This is a genomic window from Streptococcus infantis, assembly GCF_019929665.1.
GTDB classification, from domain to species: domain Bacteria; phylum Bacillota; class Bacilli; order Lactobacillales; family Streptococcaceae; genus Streptococcus; species Streptococcus infantis_H.
In genome coordinates this window covers 1-13,805 of the sequence record NZ_JAHZPZ010000009.1, presented here as the reverse complement: position 1 = coordinate 13,805, position 13,805 = coordinate 1, and the positions used below count along the sequence as shown (strand labels likewise).

The following is a 13,805-nucleotide window of genomic DNA, read 5'->3' as shown; positions in this document are numbered from 1 at the left end:
TAATCCCGTACATTTTGCCCACTCTCTGAAGGTGAAATTTTAAATTGCACCTTTCCGAAGCTTTCAAAGTCCTCTCGATGCTTATTCAGCAAAATCTTCAAATGTCTGTGCTTAATTTCAGCACATTCTGCTACGATACTGCTCAGTGTATACGGCTCTTTCTTGCCGTCCATATAAACCAGTTCCATTGGTTCGCTCCTTTCTAACAATCATCTAAAAGCCAATCTATCACACTTTCGTAAATACGTTTAGGTTCATCATAGTTCCCAGCTTCAATCTTTGCTAGGGTAGGAGGTGTTATTTTCAATTTTTTGGCTAACTGAACTTTCCCCAACTGGAGTTCCCCTCGTTTTCTACGAACTTTTTTTGCATGTTCTATAGTTAACAACATTATTAGTAATTCCTTTCTAAATTTCTCTTTTGACGAAATTTTTTTCATCACAATTTGAATTATAGACGAATTTTTTTTCGTTGTCAAGCGAAAAATGAAATTTTTTTCGTCTATGATTTTATTTTTTCTTTTGACTGTGTTATACTCTAGATAAACGTAAAAAAAAGGATAACTAATGGAAAATCAAACACCTAAAAACAATCTTAAAAAAATTAGAATAGAAAAAGGATTCTCCCAAAAAGAATTTTACGAAGATATTATAAAAAAAGAACTAGGTTTGAATATTACTTTACGAACTTATCAAAATTGGGAAAATCCAAATAATGAGATTAAATCAAAACCTGCTCTACTGCTTGCAGAATATTTTGGAGTAAGTATAGGATATTTATTAGGACATGAAAGCGATGACGTTTTATTGAATACACTTTCCAAAAAAATTTCTAGTTTAAGTCCGGAAGAATTTGTTGAATACACGCAAACAGACGAATATAGTGACGAAAAAAAATTATTTGACCATCTTTTTACTAAACTCCAAGATTTTAACGAAAAGTCTATGAGAGGTAGAAAAATAAAAGATATTATTGGACTATTAAAAGGGTTAGATTTAGATGATTTAAACTTAATAAACGGTTTTGTTGAGCGACTATACTTCAGTGATTATTCTCTAGATGATAATGACATATTAGATAATAAACGTAAACAACTCTATGATGAATTAAAATTGTAAGATTAGCAAAGCGAATAATAAGCCCCATATCCGCCTTATTTCTTATTCTGGTACAATTTACCGTCTGACTGCTTAAAATCGAAAATAGGGGCATTCTCGTAGCTCCTCGCATGGTATAAACTCAAAACCTTTTCTAATTGCTTGCCTGCTGATGGAAAAAGGAGTTAAAACCATGAAAATTACACAACACATGAAAAAAGACGGATCAGCAGTCTACCGCTCTAGTATCTATCTTGGCATTGATTCTGTGACTGGTAAGAAGGTCAAGACTACCATATCAGCACGAACAAAGAAAGAACTCAAAAACAAGGCCACTCAGGCTAAGGTAGAATTTGAGAAAAACGGCTCTACACGGAAACAACGCTCACATATAACAACCTATAGCGAACTTGTGGACTTGTTTTGGCAAACCTACCAGCATACCATAAAGACTAATACGCAGATAAAGATAAAAGGCTGCTTAAATAACTACCTCTTGCCCTCATTTGGTACTTATAAACTAGATAAACTTACACCTGTCATTATCCAAACTCAGGTAAATAAGTGGGCGGATGAGTACAATCAGAACGGAACGGGGTATAAAGAATACAATCACCTTCATGCCTTAAATAAACGTATTCTACAGTATGGAGTTTCTATCCAGGCATTGGATAATAACCCTGCTCGTGATGTTGTCATTCCTAGAAAGATAACAAGAGATAAGCAAGAAATTAAATACTTTCAAGATCAGGAACTTAAAAACTTCCTCTCCTATCTCGATAACCTGGAGAATACCTTTATCAATTTCTATGATACTGTGCTTTATAAAACGCTCCTAGCTACTGGACTGCGCATCCGTGAATGTCTGGCCCTGGAATGGTCTGATATTGACCTGCAGAACGGAACGATCGATATTAACAAAACACTCAACATTTTAAACCAGGTAAACACTCCTAAGACAAAATCAAGCTATAGAGTTTTAGATATTGATCATAAAACAGTGCTCATGCTTCGTCTCTACCGAGCAAGACAAGCAGAAAACGGTAGAAACATTGGCTTAACCTATGAGAAAGTATTCTCTGATAGCTTTGACAACTATGTCAATACTCGAAAGGTTGATTACCGCCTACATAAGCACTTAAAAAAAGCTAACTGTACTGATTTAGGCTTTCATGCTTTCCGACACACTCACGCTAGTATCTTGCTTAATGCCGGTCTACCCTACAAGGAAATACAGACACGGCTTGGCCATGCAAAAATATCTGTAACTATGGACACTTACAGCCATTTATCAAAAGAAAACCAAAAAAGAGCAGTCTCATTCTTTGAAACTGCCCTCGAAAAAATAAAAAGTTCTTAAAAAAGTCCACAAAATGAAAAAAGCGATACATAAAACCCTTATGTATCAACGATTATAGAATGATTTCGGTATAATTGACTATACTATCATTTAACACTCTATAAGTCAAATTTTTAAGGCTCAACCATTGGAAATACTGACTTTTAAAAATTGCTACCGTTAGCAAACTATGCTTTATTTTCTATTCTACATTTCTACATTTATGTTCTAATAACAAAGTTACAGCTAGCTTTCAAATCCTTTGAAAGTATGTTATTTATCATCAAATCTAAGAAATATTTCGTAAAGTCTAGAAAAAAACTTCGGTATCATTAATAGTGTACCGAAGTTTTTTGTAGTGTGAGTTTTTCACAGTTTTTTCTACTATAGTTCCAAGCCCAATTCTTCTAAAATTTTCCGTTTATAAGCAATTTTTTGAACTTCCTTGTCTTGATCTTCAGACCAGTCGAGTTTGACTTCAGAAACAATCTGCCCAGGACGATTTTTCAAGATATAGATGCGGTCGCTGAGATTGAGGGCTTCCTCTATACTATGGGTGATGATTAAGGTCGTTAACCCTAGCTGTTTATGAATATCAAGATACCAGGCATGAAGTTCCATCTTAGTCATCTCATCCAAAGCGCTAAAGGCCTCGTCTAGAAGAAAGAGCTTATGCCCGAAAAGGTAGGTACGGAGTAAAGCAACACGCTGGCGCATCCCACCACTGAGTTCATGAGGGTACTTATCCCTTACAGCCGTCAACTGAAAGGTAGCAAGAATTTCATCTGCTTTGGCAATGGCTTCTGCCTTGTCCACCTTTTGGATCAAGAGGGGCAAAATGATATTCCCAAGGACAGTCTTGTGTTCCAAGAGCAAATCCTTTTGTAGCATATAGCTCACGCGCCCCTTTGGATTTTCCTCCCCGTCAAGCACAATTCTACCTGACTGGACTTCTAAAATCCCTGCAATCAGGTTAAAGAGAGTGGTCTTTCCTACACCACTGGGGCCTAGGATAGAGACCACTTCACCTGAAGTTACCTGTAGGTTAATATCCTCTAAAATCTTTTCATTGTCGTAGGCATAGTTTACGTGTTCTAGTCTAATTTCTGTCATTATTTTACAAATTCGTTCGTGAATCCTTTATCAGTCAAGTCTTCCTTAAGGATACCATTTTCTTTATCCCATTTGTAGAAGGCATTCCAGCGATCAGCATCAAATTGTCCCCATTTTTCCTTGTCGCTTGCGTATTCTTTTGACAAGTATTTTTGAGATTCAATGACAAAGTCACGTTTATCCTTTAACTCTGGGGCATTTTTGATGAGGATATCAGCCGCTTCTTCTGGGTGATCCATCGCGTATTGGTAGCCTTTTTTGATAGCTTGGATGACTTTACGAGCTTCTTCTTTGTTGTCTTTCAGATAGTCATTGTTTGCGATGATAACTGGTGAGTAGTAGTCAAACTCTTTGACATAGTCTTTCAAATACATGAAGTTGGCATCCACTCCTTGAGATTTAGCAAGAATACCATCCCAACCGAAGTAAATCCAGGCAGCATCAAAAACGCCATTGGCAATCGGTGTAATCGAGTTTGAGTCGTTGTTTGGTACTTTTTCAACCTTCTCAAAGTCTCCACCTTGAGATTCTACCAAGGTTTTCAACATCGCAAGCTCAGTTGGGTCATTCCAAGTTCCGTATTTCTTACCTACCAAATCTTTAGGACTATTGATATTGTCAGACTTACGAGAGATAATCCCTGATGTATTGTGCTCAACGATTGCTGCAACTGCAGTAATGCCTGCCCCTTTTTCCAATTTCTTAGCCATGTAATCTTGGAAATAGATAGCAAATGGCGCCTTGCCATTGATAACCAAGTCAGATGAACTTTCTTCTGGTGGCAATTTCAAATCAACATCCACTCCAGCTTCTTTGAAATAACCTTTTTCCTTGGCAACATAAAGCCCTGTATGGTTGGTATTGGGTGTCCAGTCTAGGATAAAGTCAATTTTTTTGAGTTCTGCTTCTTTGTTATCCTTAGAAGCAGTTCCTTGGCCACAAGCCACCAGCACGATAGCTACAAAAGTTGTTACAATCGTTAAAAACACTTTCCATGTTTTCTTCATTTTTATTTCCTCTTTTCTTTTTCTCAAACGTTATTGTTCTATGAACGTTTCCATTTAATCACATATTTTTCACTGATATCGACCAGCTTCATCCCCAGAAGGCTGATAAGCGATACCAGAATAATAATGGCAAACATGGTATCATACTGAAACAGTTTCTTGGACTGAATCATGTAGACACCAAGTCCTTCAAAGCCTCCCAACCACTCAGATACCACTGTTGTGATAAAGGCGTAGGAGACACTGACCCTCAATCCTGCATAAAAGTAGGGCAGGCTGACAGGGATTTTAAAATGCCACAGGATTTGCCAAGGATTTGCTCGCATCAGACTAAACAAAGTCAGCATGTCCTTGTCACAATGCCTAAAACCATCCAAAATACTAACGATAATAGGGAAGGTTGTCGTCAAGATGATTAAGACAATCTTGGGCAAGATCCCATAACCCAACCATAAAACTAGGATCGGTGCTATAGCAATTGTCGGTATGGTCTGGACAACTACCATCATGGGGTAAATCAAGTCATTGAGCCAACTCAGACTATCCATAAGGACGGCCATGATACAGGCTATCAAGACACCCAGTACCAAACCTAGCAAGGCTACTCTCAAGGTTGCCCAGCTATGGTACCAGAGAAATTCTCTGTCACGAACAAAAGACTGGAGGATCTCAAGTGGAGTCGGTAGGATAAACTTGGGTAGAAGTTTAAGGATTCCTGCCAACTGCCAGATTGATAAGACACCCATAAATCCCAGCAGACTAATATGTCGTCTCAGTATATTTTTCAAGTTTCTCATCGATGCTTAAAATCTCTCCTACATTTATTTTCACATTGGCAAAAACATTGTCTGATCCTTGCCCCGCCACTTCTAACGCTTCTTTAAGAATGCGCATGAGTTCATCAAACTCCCCCTCTAAAACTGTTTCAAAGGGTGTCACCACCATGGTCACTTCTTGAGCTTGCAGATAGTCAATGACTTGATCAATTACAGCTATGCGGTCAATCCCTTGTGATAGGGGCAGGACTTGTAAAGCAATGCTTGCTTTCATTAAAACCTCCTTCTAATTTACAGTTTTTCTTTGTAAAAAAAGAAAAACCTCTTTCATATATGAAAAAGGTGCAATATTAGGCCAAGTATCGTTCCCTACGCTGGCATTACCCAGATCAGGTGCGGTCGAAGTTTAAACACTTCCTCTCAGACTGTACACAGACTCCCATATATTATATGGACATATAATAGCCTAATAATGGCCTAATGTCAAGGTTTCTGCTCATATAAAAAGAGGCGTTCATTCGCCTCTTACTCTAATATTATTTGCATTTCAGCCATTTTATTTACAGCATAGGTGCAAATAACTGTGTTACTTCTTTAATCATCATTTGATACCATGTAGGATTTATGGTATCCGAGAAGATTTCTTGAGATTCTTCAAAAATCCCTTCAAAATCTTTGCGAATATCCGCTATTGACTCTGTTTTGTAGAGTAGTACTGCATTTTCATAGTGGTGAACCAAGCTACGATAATCCAAGTTAATAGTACCGACAGCCGCAAATCGATCATCAACAATCATTTGCTTACTATGGATAAAGCCAGGTGTGTATTCAAAAATGCGAACACCCGCAGATAAAAGATCTGGATAAGCTCCCCGTGTTACAAGTTGAATGAGTTTTTTATCCGGTATATGGGGCGTGACTATTCTAACGTCTACGCCTCGCATAGCCGCATTTTTTATATCCTCTGTCAAATCATAATCGATAATGAGATAAGGCGTTGTGATATAGACAAAATCTTCTGCTTGGTTAATCAAATTTTGATAAACGATCTTCCCTACCTTAGTTTTATAGATTGGCTTAGGTCCACTGCCGTAAGGGATACAAAGACCGCTACCAAATCGTGTCTGATTTTCCAAATGATACTGATCAAAGTCACTTATTTCCCCACGGTTGATGTACCAGTTCATGAGAAATAGTCTGGTAAATGCTTGAGTCGCCGGACCATCGATCCGAATCCCACTATCTTTCCAGTGTCCAAAACGTTCAATACGATTGATGTATTCATCTGCAAGGTTGATTCCTCCAGTATAGGAAATTTGTCCATCAATCACTAATATTTTCCGGTGGTCACGGTTATTATAGGCCACTGTCATACGAGGAATCACCTTATTAAATTTATGAGCATCAATTCCTTTAGAACGCAAATGAAGAGTATAATCCCCAGGCAAAGTCACCATACAACCGATGTCGTCATAGAGCATCTTGACTTCGACTCCCTGAGCTGCCTTTTCTTCCAGAACTTCGAGTATGCTATCCCACATCAAACCTTCGTCGACAATATAGTATTCTAGAAAAATAAACTTTTCTGCTCTTTTAAGATCCTCCAGCATCTGTTGCCACATTTCCTCACCGCTTGCGAAAAATTGTGAATCTGTCTGGTCATAGACTTCTGCATTACTATCCATATGTAGCAAGGCATTGATAATTCCGTAAGCTGATTTGTCTGTCTCCTGTAGTTGCAAATGGAGTTGGCGCCCATTATTCTCATGAAATGCAATAGAATTCAATTCCTGGAGTTGTTTCAGTTCTTTTTTTGATAGTCTTCTCTCACCAAACATGAGATAAAGCAATGGACCAAACACCGGTACAAAGGTCACAATCAACCAAGTCACTTTGCTTTCAGGTGACATCGAACGATTGACAATCGCTCTAACGGTTGCTACGCTAATCAAAAATACAAGAGTCACCCAAATAATCGGAGCAATCTGGCTCATGTAAAGAATAATTCCGAAAACAAGAACTAATTCTATCAGGATAATCGCAATACTAAAGCCATACTTGGACATTAATAAGCGAAATTTTCTTATTCCCATATCTCCCTCTCAATTTCTAAGTATACTCCCTAATATACTGTCTGAAAACGCTTGTTACCTTCTAGTATACTTAGTTTCATAAAAGTTATCAAGCTTTTTCTGTATAGGCCGATAGTTCTACGTTTAAAATTAATTTAAAAAGCAGGCCACTTATAGGTGCCTGCTATTATTTTACAATTTCAAAGCCAACATATTAACCGTCATACCAGCTGCAGTTCCCATTAAGAAGATGGTATCACCTTCTTTTACATAGCCATGATCGAGTGCATAAGCCAAACCAAAAGGTACAGCAACGGAGACCATATTTCCATAATCCGTAACAAGGTTAAGGTACTTGTCTTCGTCTACACCCAGTTTTCCCATGACCAAAGGAAGAGCGCGACTAGCTTGGTGGGGAATAATATAGTCTACAGCATCTTTAGAAATGCCTGATTTCTCTTGGAATTCTTGGAACATTTCTGGAATGACACGAGCAGAAAGCAAGAGAATTTTCTTGCCTTTCATATCAAACATAAAATTTGTCTTAGTCTCTTCAGAGTACTCTTTTGGCTGATAAGAAGTCAAGCCTCCACGAATCTCTGTATCGTGAGCTCCCTCTGACCAAGTACGTTGAAGGCTTGCTATCACTCCCTTATCCTTATCACTTGATTGGAAAATAAAGGCAGCCGCTCCATCACTAAAGAGTTCATAACTTTCTTTTTGCTTTGGATTAAGGCCCAAGCTACCAACTTCACTGGATACAATCAAAACACGACGGTATTCCCCAGCTTCAATCAAATGTGACATGGTTGATAAAGCAGAGATAAAACTTGTACAAGTCGTATTAATATCCATAGCCGGGATAGAGAGCCCTTTTGCCACACGTTCATGAATCAAAGCTGCCGTACAAGGAATCGGCTGAACACCAACCGCACTAGCTGATACCAGGCAATCAATATCTTTCATACTCAAATTTGCATTTTCAAGCGCACGTTTGATAGCTGCTTCTGCCAAATCTAGTTGCGTTTCTTCATTTTCAACCACACGATGACGGGTCTGGTCTTTAAATTGCACTGTATTTTTTGGAAGGCAGACTCCATAACCTGCAATTTCTACATGTCTTTTTACTTCTGTCATAATCTTTTGTCCTTTCATAAACGTTGGATACGTTTGAGCTTACGACTTGTATCCCAGTGATAATCTGAAAATTGTATTTCAGGTTCTTTAAACTCTTTTTGTTGCGCCAAAAGTAGAAACTGCTCTGTAATCGCTGTTTCTACTTGCTCATCTCTTCGACTTAGACAAACTTCCACTAGCTTCTCAGAGTGTTGCTTGACTTGGTAATCTCCAACATTCTCCACAAAGAGAATGCAACGTCTGATAAAGTCAGGATAAATCCTTACCTGACCTCCATCTTGTCTATCAAAATAGAAGATATCATCAGAACGCCCTTCGACCTTGTCAATCCTTGTGTAATGAGAACCACATGGACAAGGTTCAGGATTCTCAACCAAGATATCGTTGAGCTGGTAGCGATAAACAGGCTGACTGCTCCGCTTAAAATCAGTAATGACTGGATAAAAACGTCGGTCATCCAAGTAGTGTTTTTCCACAAAAATGATGTCTTCATTGAGATGAAGATTCCCAACAGAGCAAGTACAAGCTAAGAAACCTTCCGTTGCTTGATATACTTGGTCAATAATCGGCAACTCAAAAGCGCTCAGAATTCGCTCTTTATCACTATCTTCCAAGATTTCAGCCACCGAAACGATTTTTTGTGGGTGTATGACTAACTCCCCATCTTTTAGGCGCTTGCTCAATTCAATCAACATAGAAGCAGGCGCTACCACAATGGTCGGTTGATAATTGTTGAGACGCTCGATATGCTCATCTGTATTCTTGAAAATATCAAAGTACTCTAAACGAATAAGTGACGTATTGATGGTCTGATAGAGTTCATTATCCGCTCTGAGGAAAAAGGCTATGCGGTGCCCAAAAAGTTGGCCCTTGGGCAACATCTTTGCCAAGATAGCTGCTGCCCACATACTTCTCTCTTTTTCAGTTGTGATAAAGAGTCCCCGGTGTCCAGATGTTCCAGAAGACAACCCAACAGCTATTTCTCCCTTAAGCTCTGTAAAATTCCTGGTCTTTTCACTTTCGATAGCCAAAGCCAAGGCCTCGTCTCGATCCACTCCTTGGGTGTTGAGCTCATTGAAATGCGTCATCATGAACGCTTTATCCATATGATCAAAGTCGTTAGGTACACCATTTTTAAAATAAGGTGATTCACGTTTGAGAAAATCCATATAGGCAGCCAGTTGCTTTTTCTGATAGTTTTCTAATGCTTCTCGAGATCTAAAGTTATGAAGCCAGCGAGTTTGGATAAAAGTTTTAAGAAAGGTTATTTTTTTCATACAAAATCCGCTCAATCCTTTCTACAGGGTCATGGCTAACTAGCACTTCTATTCCATCCTTTAAAAGCTCTTCCAAGAGCTCCGTTCCTTTGATATAGGCTTCCTTGTTGTCCTGCACCAAGGAAGGAATCAGATGCATCTGTTTCGTATAGGGTAAAAGGTCTATTCCCCAACAAAGATCTGCTGCGATAAAGAGATGATAATCTGGAATAAAGAGACAAGCTTGCCCCTTAGCATGCCCATCTATCGAAGCTACAAGGATACTTCCGTCTCCAAAAAGATCGATGGTAGGGCGATACTTAAAGTTAGCATTTTGTTGATTTGCCTTGATGACTGTCAATCTTTCCTCGAAGTCACTCGGCAAAAATTCTTTAAAAATTAAATCCTTTAGTTTTGGTTTCTTGTAAACATCATAGACTTCCTGGGTCAGGATAAAGTTTGCATTCGGAAAGAAGCTAGCTCCTCCCAAATGATCTGGATGTAGATGAGACAGCAAGACATAGTTGATTTCTTCTGGTTTGATCCCTTTATCTTTTAGCAAGTGCAAAATCTGATCTTTCTCCATCATTTGAACTGGCGTCCCCAAACGGTAAAAAGCATAACGAAGTTTCGTCTTAATATCATAGTGATAGCCAGTATCATAGAGCAGATAGCCCTTATCCCTGTGCTTGATAAGGAACACTCCTGCGGGGAAAGTCATCTTTCTATTCTTGACACCCTTAAAAAGCAAACCGGCATAACTAGTACAATATCCCGCTGGGAAATACTCAATGCTTTCGATAATCTTGGACATATTGTTCAATCCCTTCTGAAATACTAATTTTCGGATGATACCCCAATTCCCTCTCGGCCTTGCTAATATCCAGCGTTTGACTATAGCGAAGCAGATAATAGGTATATCGAGTTAGAGGTGGCTCCCCTTTAAGGTTCAAGGTCTTGTATATAAATTCTAAACTACTTGCAATTCCTGATAAGAGAGATGCTGGAATTTTTCTATATTTGATTGGATAACCCAGACCTGTCAAACTTTCCTCTAGCAAATCTCTAAAAGCCCTCGGTTCACCATTAGTAATGTTATAAACCTCACCTTTAGCTTCTGGAGCTTCTATGGCCAAACGGATTGCCAGAGCAACATTTTCCACACAAGTCATGTCCATGAGCTGACACCCATCCCCAATCAAAGGAATTCCAATTTTTTGACTAAGTTTAATCACCCGTGGCAAGATGCTGGTATCTCCAATCCCAAAAAGTCCCCGAGGTCTCAAGATGATACTCGGAACATCTGGATAATCTTTAAAGAGTTTCTCTGAAGCCAATTTGCTACGGATATAGTTATTGAGATTATTTTCCTCTGGAGCATCACTTTCTTTGATAGCCAACTGATCCTTAGGAGCAGCATAGATGCTTGGTGAGGATACATAGACTAAACGTTGAATACCTGTTTGGCGACATGCCTCGAGAACATATTTAGTTCCTAAAACATTAGCCTGATAAAAATCTTCCCAAGGCCCCCAAACTGTTGACAGGGCTCCCGCATGAACGACCAGATCCATCTCCTTGCAAGCCTCTAGCACATCATCAGCTTTGGTCAAATCACCCTGAAAAAAACTAACCGAAGAATTCTCTAAAGAGCAACCAACCTTACTGTTTCTACCAAAAGCTCGAACCTGATAGCCATGCTCGACTAATTCTTCAACGACATATTTACCCAAGAAACCTGTCGCTCCAGTTACTAAAACTGTTTTCATTTTCCCTTCTCCTTATCTTCTAGCAGACGATGGATTTCTCTCTCTAACATTTCCGTCGGATGATAAGACTGTGCTGCTTGGCGCAAAGTCTCTAATTCTGGCCAATTTTCTTTAGCTAACAGCTCCTCAAAGGCTTGTCCAATGGCCTTGCTATTATCTCTTTTAGCTGAGAAAGCAACACTGGCTTCAACCCCACGAACGGCATAATCAAATTGATCATAATCATGAGGCAATATCAAAGCTGGTTTACCATAAATGATACATTGATAAAAAATCCCAGCCCCCCCGTGGTGAATCACGTAATCCATCTGGGGAATGTACTCCTTATAAGGTAGATAAGAAACTACGGAAAGGTTCTCCATGAGATTTTCACATTGGAAGGCCTCTCCACCTACACCACGAGTTACAAAAAAGTGACAATCAGGATGAGCTTTTGCAAGTTGTGTAGCTTGATAGGTAAGATTTTCCTTTGCCCAAGCTAGTTGTGTCCCACAAGTCATCAAAACTTTCTTTCGCTCCATAAAAGGAGACAAATCTAAAGGATAATCCTTTCCAGCCTCTACTGAAGCTCCTGAAGGCCCCACCCACTTGTAATGTTTTGGAAATCCTTTTTTTAACTCCACTTCTTTCATACCAATACCAAGAATTGAATATGGAGAATAAATGGTCTCATGACCGAGTTGATTATACAATTTAAAATGATATCTTTTTAAGCGATCACGAAGCAGAAAAGATACAATTCGTTTTACTAAACGAGTTGCTGTTCTTCCTAAAAATTGTACTGAAACTTGCCAGCCATTCTTGGGACTTCCCATTCCACCAATTAGACAGGGCGGGCCGTCAGTAGTCTCTAAAACAAATTGTGTAGCCATGGTGGTTATCCAAGGAATTCCAAGTTGATTAGCTACTAAACCTCCAGACAAGGTTATAAAATCAGCAATGACGATATCAGGGCGATCCTTTTGCCACTCTTCCAATAATTGATCTGAAACTAGATTAATTAAATCAATACTAGAAGAAAGTTGTTGATAAGCTGATAGTATCCCTAATTGCTGATCATTATTAGCAGCCCGTTCAAAATCCTCAATGTGATTTTCTAGTATTGGAACTACATGAAAACCTGCAGATTCAGCAACGGCTTTTTTTTGAGGACCAGTGAATAAGCGAATATCATATCGAGGGTTATTAAGTAAGGGTATTAATAAATTCATTGTTGGATACAAATGTCCACTTAAAGGAACTACTACAACATCAATTTTGATTCTTTTCATATGTCTAGGATATCAAATTTTAAAAAAAAGAACTATCGATAAGATAATTCTTTACACATTTATTAGTTTTGACATGAAAAGATAACAAAACATTTAAAAAAATGAAATGTAGAATTGCAGATAATAATAATCAAAATCAAATATAAAAATAAAAAAAAAAGGCAATTGCCTCAATTTAAGTATTGACCAATCGGGAAGACAGGATTCGAACCTGCGACACCTTGGTCCCAAACCAAGTACTCTACCAAGCTGAGCTACTTCCCGAGTTAAATGTTTAATGCACCCTAGAGGAGTCGAACCTCTAACCGCCTGATTCGTAGTCAGGTACTCTATCCAGTTGAGCTAAGGGTGCTCTTCAATATATGCCGAGGACCGGAATCGAACCGGTACGATCGTTACCAATCGCAGGATTTTAAGTCCTGTGCGTCTGCCAGTTCCGCCACCCCGGCCTCTATAAGCGAACGACGGGATTCGAACCCGCGACCCCCACCTTGGCAAGGTGGTGTTCTACCACTGAACTACGTTCGCATCGACTCTGGTTTATATTAAAAAAAATGCCGGCTACATGACTTGAACACGCGACCCTCTGATTACAAATCAGATGCTCTACCAACTGAGCTAAGCCGGCTGATTTCTATTATGCGGGTTAAGGGACTTGAACCCCCACGCCGTTAAGCGCCAGATCCTAAATCTGGTGCGTCTGCCAATTCCGCCAAACCCGCAAATATGACCCGTACTGGGCTCGAACCAGTGACCCATTGATTAAAAGTCAATTGCTCTACCAACTGAGCTAACGAGTCAAATAACTTTCGTTATTACGGTCCCGACGGGAATCGAACCCGCGATCTTCGCCGTGACAGGGCGACGTGATAACCGCTACACTACGGGACCTATGGGAGTTAACGGGATCGAACCGCTGACCCTCTGCTTGTAAGGCAGATGCTCTCCCAGCTGAGCTAAACTCCCTC

13 protein-coding genes, 9 tRNA genes and 1 pseudogene are annotated in these 13,805 nt (G+C 39.3%); 2 read left to right on the top strand and 21 right to left on the bottom strand.

Annotation, left to right across the window (positions count from 1 at the left end; translation table 11 throughout):
* Both K1I61_RS08730 and K1I61_RS08725 read right to left on the bottom strand, forming a co-directional pair.
* A pseudogene (locus K1I61_RS08730) lies at nucleotides 1-188 on the bottom strand (Rha family transcriptional regulator); the annotation flags it as partial.
* A 14-nt stretch (nucleotides 189-202) separates the two neighbouring features.
* A complete protein-coding gene (locus tag K1I61_RS08725) occupies nucleotides 203-439 on the bottom strand; it encodes a helix-turn-helix domain-containing protein (RefSeq protein WP_398576706.1) in 237 nt (78 codons plus the stop codon).
* Between the two features lie 127 nt (nucleotides 440-566).
* On the opposite strand from K1I61_RS08725, the gene K1I61_RS08720 reads away from it, so the two are divergent.
* Both K1I61_RS08720 and K1I61_RS08715 read left to right on the top strand, forming a co-directional pair.
* Nucleotides 567-1,118 (top strand): helix-turn-helix domain-containing protein, encoded by a 552-nt coding sequence (locus K1I61_RS08720; RefSeq protein ID WP_223326774.1) that lies wholly within the window; start codon nucleotides 567-569, stop codon nucleotides 1,116-1,118.
* A gap of 172 nt (nucleotides 1,119-1,290) precedes the next feature.
* Nucleotides 1,291-2,457, top strand: a complete 1,167-nt coding sequence (locus tag K1I61_RS08715) for a tyrosine-type recombinase/integrase (protein ID WP_223334821.1) — start codon at nucleotides 1,291-1,293, stop codon at nucleotides 2,455-2,457.
* A 363-nt stretch (nucleotides 2,458-2,820) separates the two neighbouring features.
* Here the strand turns inward: K1I61_RS08715 and K1I61_RS08710 are convergent, their stop codons facing one another.
* The 19 genes from K1I61_RS08710 to K1I61_RS08620 all read right to left on the bottom strand — a co-directional run bounded on the left by K1I61_RS08710 (nucleotide 2,821) and on the right by K1I61_RS08620 (nucleotide 13,803).
* Nucleotides 2,821-3,549 (bottom strand): ABC transporter ATP-binding protein, encoded by a 729-nt coding sequence (locus K1I61_RS08710; RefSeq protein WP_223334823.1) that lies wholly within the window; start codon nucleotides 3,547-3,549, stop codon nucleotides 2,821-2,823.
* Nucleotides 3,549-4,556 (bottom strand): ABC transporter substrate-binding protein, encoded by a 1,008-nt coding sequence (locus K1I61_RS08705; RefSeq protein WP_223334824.1) that lies wholly within the window; start codon nucleotides 4,554-4,556, stop codon nucleotides 3,549-3,551. Before K1I61_RS08705 ends, K1I61_RS08710 begins: the two co-directional genes overlap by 1 nt.
* A gap of 38 nt (nucleotides 4,557-4,594) precedes the next feature.
* The gene (locus K1I61_RS08700) at nucleotides 4,595-5,353 is read right to left on the bottom strand and encodes an ABC transporter permease (protein ID WP_223334826.1); all 759 of its coding nucleotides are present in this window, start codon (nucleotides 5,351-5,353) and stop codon (nucleotides 4,595-4,597) included.
* Nucleotides 5,316-5,606, bottom strand: coding sequence for a thiamine-binding protein (locus tag K1I61_RS08695; protein ID WP_223334828.1), 291 nt, complete (start codon nucleotides 5,604-5,606; stop codon nucleotides 5,316-5,318). Before K1I61_RS08695 ends, K1I61_RS08700 begins: the two co-directional genes overlap by 38 nt.
* A gap of 286 nt (nucleotides 5,607-5,892) precedes the next feature.
* Nucleotides 5,893-7,425 carry a cardiolipin synthase gene (gene cls / locus K1I61_RS08690; protein ID WP_223334831.1) on the bottom strand — a complete coding sequence of 511 codons (1,533 nt, stop codon included), beginning with the start codon at nucleotides 7,423-7,425 and terminating at the stop codon, nucleotides 5,893-5,895.
* Between the two features lie 171 nt (nucleotides 7,426-7,596).
* Complete coding sequence (locus K1I61_RS08685) at nucleotides 7,597-8,541, bottom strand: 3-oxoacyl-[acyl-carrier-protein] synthase III C-terminal domain-containing protein (protein WP_006152405.1); 945 nt, start codon at nucleotides 8,539-8,541, stop codon at nucleotides 7,597-7,599.
* Between the two features lie 14 nt (nucleotides 8,542-8,555).
* A complete protein-coding gene (locus K1I61_RS08680; RefSeq protein WP_223334833.1) occupies nucleotides 8,556-9,818 on the bottom strand; it encodes a F390 synthetase-related protein in 1,263 nt (420 codons plus the stop codon).
* Nucleotides 9,796-10,611: an MBL fold metallo-hydrolase gene (locus tag K1I61_RS08675; protein ID WP_223334835.1), complete on the bottom strand. Its 816-nt coding sequence runs from the start codon at nucleotides 10,609-10,611 to the stop codon at nucleotides 9,796-9,798. Before K1I61_RS08675 ends, K1I61_RS08680 begins: the two co-directional genes overlap by 23 nt.
* Nucleotides 10,586-11,566, bottom strand: coding sequence for an NAD-dependent epimerase/dehydratase family protein (locus K1I61_RS08670; RefSeq protein WP_223334837.1), 981 nt, complete (start codon nucleotides 11,564-11,566; stop codon nucleotides 10,586-10,588). The genes K1I61_RS08675 and K1I61_RS08670 overlap by 26 nt, the downstream gene beginning before the upstream one ends.
* Nucleotides 11,563-12,837, bottom strand: coding sequence for a glycosyltransferase (locus K1I61_RS08665; protein WP_223334839.1), 1,275 nt, complete (start codon nucleotides 12,835-12,837; stop codon nucleotides 11,563-11,565). Before K1I61_RS08665 ends, K1I61_RS08670 begins: the two co-directional genes overlap by 4 nt.
* Nucleotides 12,838-13,027: 190 nt before the next feature.
* Nucleotides 13,028-13,101 (bottom strand) — tRNA-Pro (locus K1I61_RS08660).
* A gap of 14 nt (nucleotides 13,102-13,115) precedes the next feature.
* A tRNA-Arg gene (locus K1I61_RS08655) sits at nucleotides 13,116-13,189 on the bottom strand.
* A gap of 11 nt (nucleotides 13,190-13,200) precedes the next feature.
* Nucleotides 13,201-13,286 (bottom strand) — tRNA-Leu (locus K1I61_RS08650).
* 7 nt (nucleotides 13,287-13,293) lie between these two features.
* Nucleotides 13,294-13,365, bottom strand: a tRNA-Gly gene (locus K1I61_RS08645).
* Nucleotides 13,366-13,392: 27 nt separating this feature from the next.
* A tRNA-Thr gene (locus tag K1I61_RS08640) sits at nucleotides 13,393-13,465 on the bottom strand.
* A 12-nt stretch (nucleotides 13,466-13,477) separates the two neighbouring features.
* Nucleotides 13,478-13,559, bottom strand: a tRNA-Leu gene (locus K1I61_RS08635).
* 5 nt (nucleotides 13,560-13,564) lie between these two features.
* Nucleotides 13,565-13,637 (bottom strand) — tRNA-Lys (locus tag K1I61_RS08630).
* An 18-nt stretch (nucleotides 13,638-13,655) separates the two neighbouring features.
* A tRNA-Asp gene (locus K1I61_RS08625) sits at nucleotides 13,656-13,728 on the bottom strand.
* Between the two features lie 2 nt (nucleotides 13,729-13,730).
* Nucleotides 13,731-13,803, bottom strand: a tRNA-Val gene (locus tag K1I61_RS08620).
* Nucleotides 13,804-13,805: the final 2 nt, after the last annotated feature.